The organism is Rhizobium sp. TRM95796 (assembly GCF_025779995.1).
Classification (GTDB): Bacteria; Pseudomonadota; Alphaproteobacteria; order Rhizobiales; family Rhizobiaceae; genus Rhizobium_E.
Map to the genome: position 1 here is coordinate 530,216 of NZ_JAOXHE010000004.1, position 14,996 is coordinate 545,211.

Genomic DNA, 14,996 nt, shown 5'->3' on the forward strand with positions numbered 1-14,996 from the left:
GTCGATCGCGCTTTCGGCCTTGGGCAGGTCGGGGTCCTCGGCCTTGCTGGTCTCGATGATCCGGGCCAGTTCGCGCAGCACTTCCGGCATGCCCTTGCCGCTGACGGCGGAGATGGCGAAGGGCGTCTGGCCGCAGGCGCGCTTCAGCGACGCCTTCTTCTTTTTCAGCTCTTCGGCGTCGACCGTGTCGATTTGCGACAGCGCTACGATCTCGTGCTTTTCGCCGAGGCCTGCGCCATAGGCGTCGAGTTCGGCCTTGACGGTCTTGTAGGCCTTGCCGGCATTCTCTTCCTGGGCGGAGACGAGATGCAGCAGCACGCGGGTGCGCTCGACATGGCCGAGGAAGCGGTCGCCGAGGCCTATGCCCTCATGCGCGCCTTCGATCAGGCCGGGAATGTCGGCCAGCACATATTCCTTGCCGTCCACCGTGGCGACGCCGAGATTGGGATGCAGCGTGGTGAAGGGGTAGTTGGCGATCTTCGGGCGGGCGCGGGTGCAGGTCGCCAAGAAGGTCGATTTCCCGGCATTGGGAAGGCCGACGAGACCGGCGTCGGCGATCAGCTTCAGGCGCAGCCAGAGCGTCTTTTCCTCGCCGGCTTGGCCGGGATTGGCCCAGTCGGGCGCCTGATTGGTGGAGCTCTTGAAGTAGGCGTTGCCGAAACCGCCATTGCCGCCCTTGGCGAGTCGGTATTTCTGGCCGACTTCGGTCAGGTCGCAGATCAGCGTTTCGCCGTCCTCTTCAAAGACCTGCGTGCCCGCCGGCACCTTGAGCGTGACGCTCGACCCTTTGGCGCCATGGCGATTGCGGCCCATGCCGTGCACGCCGGTCTCGGCCTTGAAATGCTGCTGGTAGCGATAGTCGATCAGCGTGTTGAGGCCGTTGACGGTCTCGATCCAGATATCGCCGCCGCGACCGCCGTCGCCGCCGTCGGGTCCGCCGAATTCGATGAATTTCTCGCGCCGAAAGGAAACGGAGCCGCCGCCGCCGTCACCGGCTCGGACATAGATTTTGCACTGGTCGAGAAACTTCATCTTTTCGCCGTTCTTCTTGTCTTGGGCTTGCTCTCTGGCCGCCGCGCGTGTTCGATATAGCGGCTAAGCCGGAAAGGTCAAAGAATATCATGAAAGTCGTCAGCTTTAACATCCAATATGGTTTCGGTCTCGACGGCGTCTGCGACCTCGACCGCATCGCCGAGGTCGTGCGGGACGCCGACATCATCGGCTTCCAGGAAGTGACCCGCAATCTACCGAAAAACGCCTTTCTCGACATGCCGGCGCGGCTCATGGAACTGCTTCCCGACTTTCACCTGGCCTTCGGTCCCGGCGCCGACGTCGATTATCGTCCCGCCGGCGCCGCCGGGGCGCCGAGCGGACGGCTGCAATTCGGCAATATGGTGCTGTCGCGCTACCCGATCCTGTCGCTGCGCAACCTGCTTCTGCCGCGCAGCCGCACCTATGGCGAACTCAACCTGCAGCGCGCAGCCCTTGAGGCCCTGATCGACGCGCCCGAAGGGCCGATACGCGTCTATTCCACCCATCTCGATCATCGCGATCCCGACGAGCGCATCCGCCAGATTGCTTATCTCAAAGACCGCGCCGTGCTTCACGGCGTCGAAGGGGGCGGGGTGACGGGCGGCGGCGAATTCGGCTTCCCGGATCTGCCGCATACCGACGATTACCTGATCCTCGGCGATTTCAACATGATGCCGGAAACGCCTGACTATATCGCCATGGCGGGCCGGATCGATCCCTATTACGGCCGCACGCCGCGGGCGACGACGCCGGTGGATTCGCTTGCCTTTCTCGGCGCGCGCCAGCCGGACGATTATTCCTGGGAAGAGCCCGGCAAGCCCGAGGTGCGGCAATATCTCGACTATATCTTCGCGAGCGCCACGCTGACGCCGCGGCTCAAGCGCGGCTGGACCGACATGGCCTGCATCGCCTCCGACCACAAGCCGGTCTGGCTGGAGATGGACTGAACCGCGCGCATGAACTTGGAAAGGCCCGGAAGACAACGTCCTCCGGGCCCAGTCTTTTCAATGCGGCATGTAGCCGCCGAAGGTGACCTCGGTCAGGATGGTCCGGACCATCGCTGAGCGTCCTTCCGAATAGAGCTCGGAAACGCCGGTGACGTCGAAGCCCAGCTTTCCCTGAATTCTCAGCGAGGCCGGGTTGTCGGCCATCGCCTGGGAATAAAGGGTTTCGCCCATATGGGTGGCGAAGAAGCGCGCGAGTACCGCGTTGACCGCTTCCGTCATCAAGCCGCGGCCCCAATGCTCCTCGGCCAGCCAATAGCCGAGATGCCAGCCCCTGCGGCCCGACGTCTCGGTCCATTCGATCGAGACGACGCCGATCAGCCGGTCGTCGACATTGCCGTTGGCGGCTTTCGCGCCCGGCGACAGGATCGCGCCGATGCCGCCCTGGGTGATGGCGAAGCTCCAGCCGCCCTTCGGCCCCGCCGCCAGCCAGTCCTCGGCGTCCTCCAGGTGATAGGGCTGGGGAACGCGGGCCAGCATCTTGGTGACGCGGTAATTGTCGAGGCCCGCGCGGATGGCCGGCGCATCGGTCGCGTTGAGCGGACGAAGCGTCAGCCGCCCGGTGCGGATCAGCGGCTGGTCGCCGAGATCGGGGCAGGCGGGGTTGGTGCGGGGCGGCAGGGGACGGGTGCCGAGCAGGAGATCATGGACGAGCGCGTTCATCTCGCCCCTCCCCAATGCCGGAGCGAATCCCAGGTCTTGCGATCGAGACGGAACCATTCCACCGCGACCCGCCCGCCGAGAGCCAGGGACGAGGCCATGCCCGTGCCCTGGAACTGGAAGCCGCATTTCTGCAGCACCCGGCGGGATGCGGTGTTCATCACCCGGCAGCGGCCGTCGATATAGTCGGCGCCGAAGGTGTGGAAGCCGTGGTCGATCAGGGTCTGCGCGGCTTCCGTCGCCAGACCCCGGTTCCAATAGGGCTCGCCGAGCCAGTAACCGATCTCGAGACCTCGGCCGCCGTCCGTCTCCTCGAGCGCGCAGCCGCCGAGAAAGGCGCGGTTGTCGGTTCGGGTGACGGCGTACACGCATTTGCCCATCGCGCCGGAGGCAACACGGGCGATGAAGTTCGCGGCGTCGGCCACCGTATAGGGATGCGGCATGCGGGAGAGTTTGGAGGCGACGTTGATGTTGTTGGCGAGATGGGCAATTGCGTGGGCGTCCGCCGTTTCGGGCGCGCGGAGCGTCAGACGCTCGCTTTGCAATTGCGGACTTAACAACAACTCCTGCGGCATCGGCCGCGCGTCGCTGGGAAAACCACTTTGGCTTTCCTTCAAGATTGGGCTTTGCATGACAACCTCCTTGGTCAAATGCGAAAAGGGAAGATGGATTTCCCCATCTTCCCTTTTGAACCCTGGAGGTTTTGCAACCTGAAGCGTCAGCCGGGCCGATGAGGCGCCGGCTGTTTAGAGAGCTCCGGCTTACTCTGCTGCGGCCGCGGTTTTCGGCATGACGGATACGTAAACGCGGCCATTGGCCTTCGTACGGTAGTCCACATTGCCTTCCACGAGCGCGAAAATGGTGTGATCCTTGCCGAGGCCGACATTGGCGCCCGGATGCCACTGCGTACCGCGCTGACGCACGATAATGTTGCCGGCAATGACGTTTTCGCCGCCGAACTTTTTCACGCCGAGGCGCTTGGAATTGGAATCGCGGCCGTTACGCGAGGAGCCGCCAGCTTTTTTGTGTGCCATGTTAGTTCTCCTTGGTCCTCTTTAACCCGATCAAGCCGCGATCGCGACGATGCGCACCTTGGTGAAGGCCTGGCGATGGCCCTTCTTGCGCTTGGAATTCTGGCGGCGGCGCTTCACGAAAGCGATGGTCTTGCGCGAACGGCCCTGCTCGACGATTTCCGCGGTCACCACGGCGCCGGCCACGAAGGGCGCGCCGATCTTGGCGCCGGCGCCTTCGCCGACGACGAGGACTTCGGTGAATTCGATCTGAGCGCCGGCTTCGCCTTCGAGCTTTTCGACGGCGATGACGTCGTTGGCGGAAACCTGGTACTGCTTACCGCCGGTCTTGATGACTGCGAACATTATTTTTCCTTTCATGTTCTTTGTACGCGCATCGGGAAAAGTTCTCGCGAACGCCGCCCGTGCGGTCTTTTTGTCAGTCGGTTGCGTGTGGCGGAGAACCGCCTGTGACGGCCCGCCTCTCGGCAAAGCCCATTTCAGGCCGAGGATAGAGCTATCCGCAGCATTCGTGACTTGCGTGTACGCGAGGCCCCCTTATGTGTCAAGGCAAGGCGCGGGGACAAAAGCGAAAAAGGCCGAATTTCTCTCTTGCGCGCGCCAATCTTCCTCGCTATATCCGCGCCACGCTTCGCCCCTGAGCCCTCGACCAGCTCTCCACCCGGGCGAAAGCGGACTGCGGAGAGGTGGTAGAGTGGTCGATTGCACCGCACTCGAAATCTGCCCTGGATCGGTCGCGGTCGTGATCTTCAATATTTGATTTCTCACACATAATCGTTCATTCTCAAGCGCTTTTTGCGGAGCTTCCTGATCATGGGATGCTTTCGACAGAAAAACGCCACAGTAGCGGCACGATACCGCTGACCTCTCAGTGCCCAGTTGCAATGAGTTCGAATAGGCTCCGTCGTCGTTCTCCAATGTTGGCAGACCGTTGGTCAGCGCATAAAGGCCTTCAGTCTTCCGGCTTAGCGAGTCCAAAGATATGTCGATCGGTGGTCTCTCCTATATCGGGAATGATGGTTACGGCTCGGTAAAGACAGCCAAACTGGCCGGGACGGGCCAGCCCCCGGGCGTTGCCGTGAATAATAGGACGAGGGCCACAGTGGCGAGCCTTGAAAGCTCGCCACTAGCCTCGTCACTTCTCTCGGTTCTTCTTCCTTCTCCACGGCGCGTCCTTCTGCCAGTCGCCGGCCATGATGCAGCCATAGGGGATGACCTCGTCGACGATTTCGGCAAGGCCGTAATGGTCGATCTGGGCTCGGACATTGGCGGCGTTCTTGTAGGCGCTCGGCAATTCCGACACGTCGGGCGCATTGGAGAAGAACCTGACATCCAGCCCCGCGGTTTCCTTGGCCAGGATCGCGGCGATGTTGTTCGGGCTCAAGCCGCGACTGTCGGCGCCATATTCGGCCCCGAGGCGACGGATATGGCCGGTGCGTGAGAAGTTTCGGCCCGCGCCATGCGGCGAAAATCCGAGTCCGTTGACTGCGTTTGACCCGCGCGCGATCAGGATCGGCTCCCCCATATTGAGCGGAATGAGCGTCAGATCGGTTGCATCCTCCGCCCAGCCGTCGAAGGCCGGTGTTGCGCCCTTGCCGTGATAGAACAGGCCGTCCGACTTCCGGAACACGAAGTTATGCTCGTTCCAGAACCTGTCCGCGATCTTGGCCGACAGTTTCTCCGCCGCCATATTATGGATGGCCAGATGGTTCTCCTTGGTCCATTGACGGATCGTCTGAAGAGCTGCCCAGTAGAATTCGCCGTCCTCGCTGTCGGCCGGGATCCAGGCATTGTCCTTCAACGTTTCAGGCGAAAGCTCCGTGCGATAGCGATTGGCGACCCGCATACCGTTGTCGTAGAGCCGCGCGCCCGGTGCTCGGGAGCCGTGATGGGTCACCAGCGCCGTCTCCCCTGTGGACTTCATCTGGCCAACATAAGCAAAGTGGTTGCCATCGCCCTGTGTGGCGAAATGCTCAATACCCGCGCTGACGACGTCTTTCAGGAACGGATTGTTCTGAAAGGCTGTCAGCGTCTGTTCGGACGGCTTGATCTGCGCGCCGCGCGGACGCCCGCCCGGGCCGAAATGCGTCACCGCATGAACCGCGTCGAGCAGGTCTTTCGGAGCAATGCCCGGAAAGATGGAGATCGCCATGGAGCAGCAGATATCGGCCGAATGCATGCCCGGATGGATATGCTCGGAGGCCACCACGCCGCCGACCGGGATCGAGCCGACCGGACCCGCAGGACAAGCGTCCGGCATGATGGCGGCAGCGCGGATGCCCGGCGTGCGCACGAGTGCGCGCATGGTGGCGTTGACCTTTTCGATATTGTCGCGCTCGAACTCGTCCTCGGCGCGAATGTTCATGTGGATTTCGACGTGGTTTTCCGACCGCAGCGGCAGCGTCGGGGCCGGCGCGAAGCGTCGGGCGGCGTCAAGCGCATCCGCCATCGAACCACCCTGCGCCAAGACCGTGTTGGCCGCCTCGAGCGCGGGTCGAAACCACTTGCCCTGGCTCATGCCGGCGTTGATCAAATCCTGTCCGCTTACTATCTCAATCATCTTCTTTTCTGCTTTTGCAGTCCTTATCAAAATGTTTTGCGTCATCCGGCCCCGGCGACGACTGTTGGCAAGACGTTTTCTGAGCTACGAGGTTCGTGACCGGACCCGGGATGCTTTGAACATCCGACCTCTCCCTTCGAAACTGAAGAGAGCGCTCTTTCCGTGTAGTCCTGCCGGCATTCGCCGGGGGTATTCAAGGCCCCGACGACGAGGCGGGACAAGACTCGACCTACGCCACATGCTCGCCGAAGCGACCATGGGATGATTTGAACATCCGGCCTCCTTGCCCGTTCGTTCGGGCAAGGCGCGCTACCTGTAGTCCTGTCGGCATTCGCCGAGGCGTATCCTAGCAGCGGCGACGAGAATGGACGAAACCGGATGGTCCCGCTCGTGCCAGAAAGCGTATGCCCAGGAGGAGTCGAACCTGCCAGACCATCCGAGTGTTGGAGGCTGTAGTTCCGCCTAGCATTCGCCGCTGCAATTCAGTCCATGGCGACGAGGTGTTCGAGAAACGTCATTGCTCTACCCGCTGAGCTACAGGGAAAACCCTGGCGGGATTCGAACCCGCGACCCATGTAGTTCCGCTTCGCATTCGCCATGCATCATCTTGCCGTGACGACAAGGTTTGGAGAAACGTTCCTGCTCTGTCCGCTGAGCTACGGGTCCATGATGCGCACGCAGGGTTGGTGTGGCGGCTGCGCGCAAACAAGTATGGAGGACCCGGCGGGATTCGAACCCGCGACCTGGAGGGTGATAGCCTGTAGTTTCTTCCGGCATTCGTCACGGCGCTCCACGCCGGTCACGACCCGGCGGGGAGCGTTCTCTCAGAGGACCGTGTCCTCGATCGTCTTCACCCAGCTTTCAGCACCCGACTTTCCGGATGCGAACGTGCTGATGGCGCTGAAGACGGCGTCGGAGAAGCCGCCGATATTCAACACCTCGGCTGGCGTTGCGGCCTGCGACGTCGCATAGGGCTGGATATCCAGGCAGACCAGCTTTGCAGCCGGGTTCCGCGCTTTGATCCGTGCCCATTCCACCATCATCCCCGAGGCCTGGCCGTTGGGACGCGCATCCATCCAGGACTGGTTGTCCGAGATGAACACCACGAGATCGACCTTTGCCTTCTCGTCCGCCAGCTTTTTCAGCGGCGCGGAGCAGTTGGTTCCGCCGCCGCCGATCGCCGCCAGCTTGTCGGCTTTGGTCGTCACCGAATCCCGTCGGTTGAGATCCACGTTCACCACGTGGTTCTCAAAAGGCAGCACGCGAGCCTTCGGGTTGCGCTCCAGGAGCGCCGCCGTCATCAGGCCGGCCACATCGATGCAGCGCACGGTCGACGTCGCCCCCTTCCGGAACCCCGTTGCCGGCGAGCTCATCGACCCCGACACGTCGGGGCAGAGGACGACATGGCCCGGAACGGCCGGCACATTGCCGATCGCCGTCTGCATGGCGTCCTGAAGCGCGTCCCGCACCATAGCCGGAACTTTGGGGTCGACCATCTTCCATGCCATCATCAACTGATAGGGGAAGACTTTCGCCCTGCGGACCTGTTCCGGATCGGCGAGTCGCGCCGCCAGTTCCTCGGCAAACCCCTCCACCGCAAACACGCCGTTGCGCGCGAGTGTGTTGAGGTTCTGCCGCAGCATCTGCCAGCCGCCCTTGCGGGCGATCTCGACCCAATGCTCCCGCTTGAGCGGCAGCGAGGTCAGCATCTGGAACGGCACATCCGGAACCGGGTTCGTCTGGTCGCGCCGGAAGGCTTCCAGCGCTTTGACGAGGTCGGGCAGCGCCGCATGATCATGCGGCTTGCCGATCGCCCAGGCGTAGAGCGCACGGCGTTCTTCGCTTGCGGGCTTCGGATGGACCATCTTGATCACATCGCCGAGCGACGGATCGTTGCCGACCATGGCGCGCAGGATCTGCTCCGTGCTGGCGCGTTCGAGCCAGGCCTGGACCATCTTCTTGGGCCGCGTCCCAAGCGATTTCCGCCCCGTGGCGCCTGAGCGCATGACCTGGACAAAACCGCGCAGCATCTTGCCGCTTTTCACCACGCGCGGAAAAGCGCGGGCGAAGGCGTCACTCTCAAGGCCCGACAGGATCGCCAGCAGCGCCACCGGCATATCCTTCATGTGGCCCTTCTCGGCCGCATGGATCGCCACCTTGCCCAGAAATCCCGGCTCCACCTCAAGCGCGAGCTTCCGCACCGCGTCAAGCTGGTCTGCGCCATCGGCGTAAAAGGTGTTGTTGAAGGTTCCGGTCACAGCATACTGCGCCAGCGCCTCACGCGCTGTCAGCGCATAGGCCGCAGCCCCTTCGTGATTTTTTGTGTCCGTGCCCGGAAGCAGCTTGCCGAGGTAGGATTTGAAGATCGCCTTGTTTGCCATGACGGAACCTCTCAGGTTGTTCATGCCAGATCCTCTGCAGGCAGCGTGCCAAACTGAAAGTCGCCGCCCGTCGCATCGAAGGAAAAACATCAAGTTCTTGATTTTTCGATTTAAATATTTTGTCCGACGTTGACGTCATCTGGCTTGTGCACAGCGTGATCACCAAATATCTTATTAGATGGAATATGAGTTTATAGTATAGGATAAACAATGAAGCGCCGGGTCGCTATCAGCATTCTGGGAACCACGCTCGACATGGGCAAGCGCGAGGATCGCTGGAGCCGCTGGCGACCCAATGTCGCCCTGTGCCAGCAGTCGGGTCTGTTCATCGATCGGCTGGAGCTCATTCACGATGACCACGCCCAGTCCCTGTGCACGCGGATCGTTGACGATATCGAGATCGTCTCGCCGGCAACCGAGGTGCGCCCGACCGTCCTGAACTTCCGCGATCCTTGGGACTTTTCAGAGGTCTATACGAAGCTCCGCGATTTCGCCCGCGCCTATGCCTTCGATCCCGACAGCGAGGACTATATCGTCAATATCACCACCGGCACCCATGTCGCCCAGATCTGCTGGTTTCTGCTGACGGAAGCGCGCATCATCCCGGCGCGCCTTTTGCAGCTGTCGCCGCCGCGCGAGCGGAGCAAGTTCGACAATCTCGCGGGAACGCATACGGTCATCGACCTCGATCTGTCGCGCTATGACGAAATCGCCAAGCGCTTCGCAGCGGAGCAGACCGAGGCTGCGTCCTTCCTCAAATCTGGGATCTCGACTCGCAACGCCGCCTTCAACCGAATGATCGATGAGATCGAACGGGTCGTTGTTCGCTCGACGGCGCCGGTGCTGCTGACAGGGCCGACCGGCGCGGGCAAATCGCAACTGGCGCGGCGGATCTATGAACTCAAGAAGAGCCAGCACAAGATCAGCGGCCCGTTTGTGGAGGTCAACTGTGCGACGCTTCGCGGCGACCAGGCCATGTCGGCGCTGTTCGGGCATGTGAAGGGCGCTTTCACCGGGGCTGCGACCGAGCGCGCGGGGCTGCTCAAATCCGCCGACAAGGGTGTGTTGTTTCTCGACGAGATCGGTGAACTCGGGCTCGACGAGCAGGCGATGTGCCTGCGCGCCATTGAGGAAAAACGTTTCCTGCCCGTCGGCGCCGACAAGGAGGCGTCGGCCGATTTCCAGCTGCTCGCCGGCACCAATCGCGATCTCGGCGACGATGTGCGCAAGGGCAAGTTTCGCGAGGATCTCTACGCCCGCCTCAATCTCTGGACCTTCCAGCTGCCCGCGCTGCGCGACCGCAAGGAGGATATCGAACCCAATCTTGACTTCGAACTTCGCCGCTACCTCGACAGGGAGGGCCAGAACGTCACCTTCAACAAGGAGGCGCGCGAGCGTTATCTCGCCTTCGCAACGGGACCGGACGCTGCCTGGACCGCCAATTTTCGCGACCTCTCCGCCTCCGTCACTCGCATGGCGACGCTTGCGCCGCAGGGCCGCATCACCGCAGAGGCCGTGGATGACGAAATCCGCCGGCTGAGGATGCTGTGGCGGGTGGCGGGCGACGGCTGGGACGCTATCCTCGAAGAGGCGCTCGGAGAGGAGGCCGCCTCCCGCCTCGACCGCTTCGATGCCGTCCAACTCGCCGATGTCCTTCGCGTCTGCCGGCAGCACGCATCCGCCAGTTCAGCCGGCCGTGCTCTTTTTGCGCAGTCTCGGATGGAGAAGCACAGCAGCAACGATGCTGATCGGCTGGTGAAATATCTCGGACGGTTCGGGCTAAGATTCCAGGACATGCTGCCGAGCGCATAATCATTGGAACGCATGGCCTGCTTCATCGCACGACAAGTGCGGTGAAGATCTGTGAGAGCACCAACGATCACACCTTGGAAAAATGCTGGAAATACAGCGATCCGTCGATCAGACGGAACTGCTGCAGCGCTTTCCGGGAGGCGCAGGGTTACCAAGCGGCACACTCGGGCCACAACCCGTCGCCGGTTTCGTGCCGCGCATGACTGACCCCTGCATGGACGGCGCGGGCGCCGGCGGATTTAGGGTTGGGCGACAATGTCGCCTACGGGAAGATGGTCGTGCTCAGCGCTGACAGTTCGGGTGGTGTTCGAGATGCCCAGCTTCGAAAGAACTGCTTGTCCGCCAGTGGTGCCCGGGGAGAGGTGTGCCCCTCGCTCTTGCCCGTCCTTGTAAACAATCAAGTTCGGCTGCGGCTCGTTAGATCGTGGCAGCTGCCAGGCCTTTGCCTGCCTTGTCACGATGACGATTTTGTCGGAGTCGTGAATAGCCTTCCGCACGAACTCGCGCGCCTGGTCGCAAGAAGGTATTGCTGTCAACGCGCGGTGCATCGCAAATGTGGCGGAATGGTATGGAAAAAGTTCGACGGCGGCGATCCGGCACGCCAACTTGGCTGTTGCGTCATCGAAGCTGCATTCATAGAACTCCGATATAGCTGAGATGATGCCCTTCAGCTTCTTCGCCCACCATCGGTGTCCGCCTGTCCAGCACCATTGAGGATCCAGGAAGAGGAACGGATATCTCTCATCGCCCTGAAAATCCTGACGCAGAGAGCGTGAGACAGCCGCCCGGAATTCACGCATGCGCAGCTCAGCGTGAAAGTCGCCGGCCTCAAGGCCAGGGTTGAGAAGGCAAATGATTATGTCTGCGCGCTTCAGGTCTCCAAGATAAGGGATGGGAAGAAGACCAAATTGAACGCGAGATCCTCGCGCCTCCTCGATCCAGTCCTTTGGGTCCGCTGGCGCGTTCAGCCTTACACTATCTGCTACCTTAGGCGCTAACATCCAATCGCGATCACGAGGATGGACAAAGGGTTCTGCTTCGCACGGCATTTCGTTCCAGAATTGTGTGAGCTGATCGCCGGTGGTCTGGTGGTTTTTTCTCATCAGCTTTCTCCTCGGCATCGCCCAGGTGAGATGTCGGGAGGCGATGCGGAACTAAGTCGCACGCGGCAGATCCTGGCAAGCGCAAGACGTGGTGCGAAAAATGTCCGCTGATTGGAGACCATACGAGGTGACGATCTGCAAGCTCATATGTCGCTCGCCGCCCACGCTGGTGGTGGCTCAGGCAGCGAAAATGGTATCCGCTGCTGAAAGAATGCCCGCATTGCGAGAGTGCTAAAGCTTGGCGACTAGATCGTCGGCAGACAAATGCGTGTAGCGTTTGAGCATACGCAACTCTTTGTGACCTGAAATTGTCGAGACTTCCATGACGTTCAGGCCTTTCTCGAACAGCCGGCTAATTCCTTCATGGCGCAAGTCGTGGAAATGTAGACCGTCTACGCGAGCGCGTGCGAGTATCCGTCTCCAGGCCTGATTGAACGTTCCGGTTTTCATCGGAAAGACTTGGTCTGTTTGTTCATCGCATCGTGCGCGCCATGTGCAGAGTTCGTCATGAGCGCGTTGAGACAGAGGAACTTCACGCGAAGTTCCATTCTTCGTAAGTGCAAGCGAGATGACGCGGCGATTGTGCGAAACATCGCTCCATTTCATGCCGAGAAGCTCGCCACGACGCATCCCTGTCTCGATCGCAACGATGACCAGGTGCTTGAGAAAGAGAATCTTGCCTTCATCACAGGCATCGAGAAGACGCTGTTCTTCTTCCGTAGACAGTCTACGGCTGCGCTCATTCCTGACAACCGGACGACGGATCAACTTCACGACGTTTTTATTGAGGGGCAGTCCCCAATCACGGACCGCTACCTCAATGATATGGCTCAGAATTGCCAGATCTCTCACGACGGTAGACGCGGCTACGGACTTCAGACGTTCATCGCGAAATGATGCGATATCCTGTTGGCTCAGACCGATCATTGTCCGATATGCAAGCTCATGCCGCCTGAGAACCGTGATGCGCTGGCTCTCCTGGGTAGAGCTTCGCTTCAACGGCGTCACCTCGCGCTGGTAGCGCTCCATGAGTGCGCCAAATGTCGTGGACTCAAGGATCCTGGTGTCCGGTGCAGCGCCGAATTTATCCACCTGTGCTTCGAGCTCGCGCGCCCAACGTTCTGCTTCCTGCCGTGTATCGAAGCTCTTGCACCGGGGCTTCGTGCCGCGCCTGCGCACTTGTGCTTGCCACCGCCCTCGTAGTTTTCGGATTGATGCCATCTGACCCGCCCTGTTCAGATGAAGCGTAGGATGCCGGTGAGGGGAAGCCAAGGAGGCGGCTGGGATTGGAAGTCCTAGAGAAAATCGTCTTGCTCTAAAGGGATGCGTTTGGCGCCGGCATGCATCCGCGAAAATGACTACCCGTCAGAGCGGGAGACGACAACCAGGGCGTCGGTTTGGTTGACATCGTGTCAACCAAAATCGTTTAATGATCATGCGCGGGATGGGTATTTGTTTACATCAAGTTTACATTAAGTTGACATTTCACGAGCCATCGAAAAAAATCCAGGCAATGTAAACTTCAGAGCGTTGATGGTTTGGCGGCGGTGCCGGCATCTCTGCGGCGCAGGTCAAACTCGTTCGGGCTTCTTTTATCATTTAACAGGGATTAGCTGCCTCGGGCGCTACGAGATGGCTCTCATTGCGAGTCGGACCTTGTGATGAGGCTTGGAATTCGTGCGTGGATAGATACATCTCCGAAAGTGGCAACGATCGTTCGTTGGAACAAGCCTTGTGCATTCGGTTCTGCTGGCCGGCTTACGGTCCAGCTCTCAGGCCTGACCGATTATGCTCTCCTTTCAAAAGACGAAATGTATGCTCATCGCAACGATGACCGAGCCTCAGCTGTTTTCTCAACTCAAACCTGAATAACGCTACCTACGTCAACCAGTATTGGCGGGGCCGTGACAACGACGGCCTGCTGGGCGGGACTTGCTGTTCCGCCGATGAAAACTGCTACTCTCGGCAAGATCAGTAGACATGTCTATGTCCGCTAAAAAACTTCGTAACACAATCAACGCGATATCAGAATTCCGCGGCATCCTGCGAAACGCCTCCGAAATCGCTCTATAGAGTGGGAGCTGGGCTGTTCCAGCGATCATCGGATGGAGCATCTATGGACGAACTTTCATTGAAGAGGATTAAGGCGAGGGTTGCTTCTAGTGTGAAGGCTAATCTTAGCTTCTCATTGTGCGAATTGGCCGATGAGCGCGAGCTGATGAGAACGAAGTGGTTCGGATACCGGTTCATGTCGCCGGAAGCCGCGACAGCGACTTTTGCCAGGCTTTATGTTAAACATCTTCAATACTCGGTTCAGAAGACAAGGGACCGAAACATGAAGGTGAAGGACATTAACTGGTTGAGCTTCAACCAGGGCGGCGAGGCGTTCGTCGTCTGCTGGCGCGCCCGCAAGCGCGCAGATCTGTTTTGCATTCCATACGAAGCCTATCTGACGTTTGCGTTCGATTTCGCCTCCCGGAGGAAGAGGAGATTTGCGCCACAGATCAACCAACTCCATGGCGGTGAAAAATCGCGCGAGGCTTGGCTGGTGCTGTTCGATGAGTTTCTCCGTGAGCAGACCTGGCCGGCGTTGTGCCGACTTGAAATGCCGCAGTATCATGCCGAACATTTCATCGGGCTGCAGCCGCAGTGCGACTATCGCGATTTTGTCCTTGGGGTGTCATCGGACTCTGCTCTGGTCACGGATCATTGGAAGCGCGTTATTGAACGCTTCTCCTATGTCCGGAATGAAATCCCGGTGGAAGTCTTTGGGCGGAGTTTGGACGCCGAGCTGCTGCAGGAATGTGTTGAGGGCCTCGAATATGAAGTTGCTCAAAAAAGGCTGACGCGGGCTCCTGCACCAGCAATGAACAAGGATGAGCGCTGGCCAAGCTGCTTCGGTTTGCCAGGGTGCCAAGATGCCTCTTCTATCTGCGGAACATGTCCGCTGAGCGCGAACTGCGAGAAGGTTGCTGGTTTGGTCCGGGCTAAGGTTGTGAAGAAAACTGGCTATCCGGATCCAATGCGGGAGATGAAGCTCGCACGCCAGAATGCGCGGCAGGCAAAAAGCCGGGCCGGACGTAAGGATGGACGCGCCGGAACGCTTGTTCCTGAATCGGAAACTCATGCCTCCTCGCCGGAGTGATGATCTGTGGATGTCACAAGCCCCTAATCTATATACGTTCTTTTCTAAAGAAATAGGTAGATAGATCGGGGCGTGTGACACCTATCCTTATCTCCGGAATGCCCTTTGCTCCCGGATATGTGATGGAGCGTGTCGTGAAACAGCTCCGGCTTAGAGCTTTGCCTTCGCGTCGGATATGCTGCGATGCAGCTAGAGGTGGTTCGGTTTGTCTGAACAGCTTGGTGCCGATTGTTAAGTGGTTTCCGGCGCTGTTTATGCCGCGAGGGGA

The 14,996-nt window shown here is 60.0% G+C and carries 11 protein-coding genes and 1 pseudogene; 3 read left to right on the forward strand and 9 right to left on the reverse strand.

From position 1 onward, the window contains the following. Window positions 1-50: 50 nt before the first annotated feature. Window positions 51-1,032: pseudogene (obgE, locus tag OCK01_RS11295) on the reverse strand (GTPase ObgE); the annotation flags it as partial. A gap of 89 nt (window positions 1,033-1,121) precedes the next feature. Between obgE and OCK01_RS11300 the strand changes: the two are divergent. Next, entirely contained in the window at window positions 1,122-1,979 is an 858-nt protein-coding gene (locus tag OCK01_RS11300) for an endonuclease/exonuclease/phosphatase family protein (RefSeq protein ID WP_263824006.1), read from the forward strand. A gap of 57 nt (window positions 1,980-2,036) precedes the next feature. Here OCK01_RS11300 and OCK01_RS11305 read toward each other — a convergent pair whose 3' ends face one another. The 6 genes from OCK01_RS11305 to OCK01_RS11330 all read right to left on the reverse strand — a co-directional run bounded on the left by OCK01_RS11305 (window position 2,037) and on the right by OCK01_RS11330 (window position 8,668). Next, window positions 2,037-2,699, reverse strand: coding sequence for a GNAT family N-acetyltransferase (locus OCK01_RS11305; RefSeq protein WP_263824007.1), 663 nt, complete (start codon window positions 2,697-2,699; stop codon window positions 2,037-2,039). Continuing rightward, window positions 2,696-3,328 (reverse strand): GNAT family N-acetyltransferase, encoded by a 633-nt coding sequence (locus OCK01_RS11310; RefSeq protein WP_263824008.1) that lies wholly within the window; start codon window positions 3,326-3,328, stop codon window positions 2,696-2,698. Before OCK01_RS11310 ends, OCK01_RS11305 begins: the two co-directional genes overlap by 4 nt. 129 nt (window positions 3,329-3,457) lie before the next feature. Beyond that, window positions 3,458-3,730, reverse strand: a complete 273-nt coding sequence (gene rpmA / locus OCK01_RS11315; protein WP_182828574.1) for a 50S ribosomal protein L27 — start codon at window positions 3,728-3,730, stop codon at window positions 3,458-3,460. A 30-nt stretch (window positions 3,731-3,760) separates the two neighbouring features. After that, window positions 3,761-4,072, reverse strand: a complete 312-nt coding sequence (gene rplU / locus OCK01_RS11320) for a 50S ribosomal protein L21 (protein ID WP_182828575.1) — start codon at window positions 4,070-4,072, stop codon at window positions 3,761-3,763. A gap of 790 nt (window positions 4,073-4,862) precedes the next feature. After that, the gene (locus OCK01_RS11325; protein ID WP_182828576.1) at window positions 4,863-6,287 is read right to left on the reverse strand and encodes an RtcB family protein; all 1,425 of its coding nucleotides are present in this window, start codon (window positions 6,285-6,287) and stop codon (window positions 4,863-4,865) included. A gap of 824 nt (window positions 6,288-7,111) precedes the next feature. Then, window positions 7,112-8,668, reverse strand: coding sequence for a vWA domain-containing protein (locus tag OCK01_RS11330; protein WP_263824030.1), 1,557 nt, complete (start codon window positions 8,666-8,668; stop codon window positions 7,112-7,114). A gap of 210 nt (window positions 8,669-8,878) precedes the next feature. On the opposite strand from OCK01_RS11330, the gene rtcR reads away from it, so the two are divergent. After that, the gene (gene rtcR, locus OCK01_RS11335) at window positions 8,879-10,480 is read left to right on the forward strand and encodes an RNA repair transcriptional activator RtcR (protein ID WP_263824009.1); all 1,602 of its coding nucleotides are present in this window, start codon (window positions 8,879-8,881) and stop codon (window positions 10,478-10,480) included. Window positions 10,481-10,719: 239 nt separating this feature from the next. On the opposite strand, the gene OCK01_RS11340 is transcribed toward rtcR, so the two are convergent. Beyond that, a complete protein-coding gene (locus OCK01_RS11340; RefSeq protein ID WP_263824010.1) occupies window positions 10,720-11,583 on the reverse strand; it encodes a hypothetical protein in 864 nt (287 codons plus the stop codon). Window positions 11,584-11,814: 231 nt separating this feature from the next. Continuing rightward, complete coding sequence (locus OCK01_RS11345) at window positions 11,815-12,804, reverse strand: tyrosine-type recombinase/integrase (protein ID WP_263824011.1); 990 nt, start codon at window positions 12,802-12,804, stop codon at window positions 11,815-11,817. 895 nt (window positions 12,805-13,699) lie between these two features. Here OCK01_RS11345 and OCK01_RS11350 point away from each other — a divergent pair. Next, entirely contained in the window at window positions 13,700-14,728 is a 1,029-nt protein-coding gene (locus OCK01_RS11350; protein ID WP_263824012.1) for a hypothetical protein, read from the forward strand. The last annotated feature ends 268 nt before the right edge of the window (window positions 14,729-14,996 follow it).

Excerpts from the sequence above, each read along its gene's own strand:
- rtcR (WP_263824009.1), top strand. The coding sequence starts at position 8,879 with ATGAAGCGCCGGGTCGCTATCAGCATTCTGGGAACCACGCTCGACATG.
- OCK01_RS11330 (WP_263824030.1), bottom strand. The coding sequence starts at position 8,668 with ATGGCAAACAAGGCGATCTTCAAATCCTACCTCGGCAAGCTGCTTCCG.
- OCK01_RS11310 (WP_263824008.1), bottom strand. The coding sequence starts at position 3,328 with ATGCAAAGCCCAATCTTGAAGGAAAGCCAAAGTGGTTTTCCCAGCGAC.
- OCK01_RS11350 (WP_263824012.1), top strand. The coding sequence starts at position 13,700 with ATGGACGAACTTTCATTGAAGAGGATTAAGGCGAGGGTTGCTTCTAGT.
- OCK01_RS11305 (WP_263824007.1), bottom strand. The coding sequence starts at position 2,699 with ATGAACGCGCTCGTCCATGATCTCCTGCTCGGCACCCGTCCCCTGCCG.
- OCK01_RS11300 (WP_263824006.1), top strand. The coding sequence starts at position 1,122 with ATGAAAGTCGTCAGCTTTAACATCCAATATGGTTTCGGTCTCGACGGC.
- rplU (WP_182828575.1), bottom strand. The coding sequence starts at position 4,072 with ATGTTCGCAGTCATCAAGACCGGCGGTAAGCAGTACCAGGTTTCCGCC.
- OCK01_RS11325 (WP_182828576.1), bottom strand. The coding sequence starts at position 6,287 with ATGATTGAGATAGTAAGCGGACAGGATTTGATCAACGCCGGCATGAGC.
- rpmA (WP_182828574.1), bottom strand. The coding sequence starts at position 3,730 with ATGGCACACAAAAAAGCTGGCGGCTCCTCGCGTAACGGCCGCGATTCC.
- OCK01_RS11345 (WP_263824011.1), bottom strand. The coding sequence starts at position 12,804 with ATGGCATCAATCCGAAAACTACGAGGGCGGTGGCAAGCACAAGTGCGC.
- OCK01_RS11340 (WP_263824010.1), bottom strand. The coding sequence starts at position 11,583 with ATGAGAAAAAACCACCAGACCACCGGCGATCAGCTCACACAATTCTGG.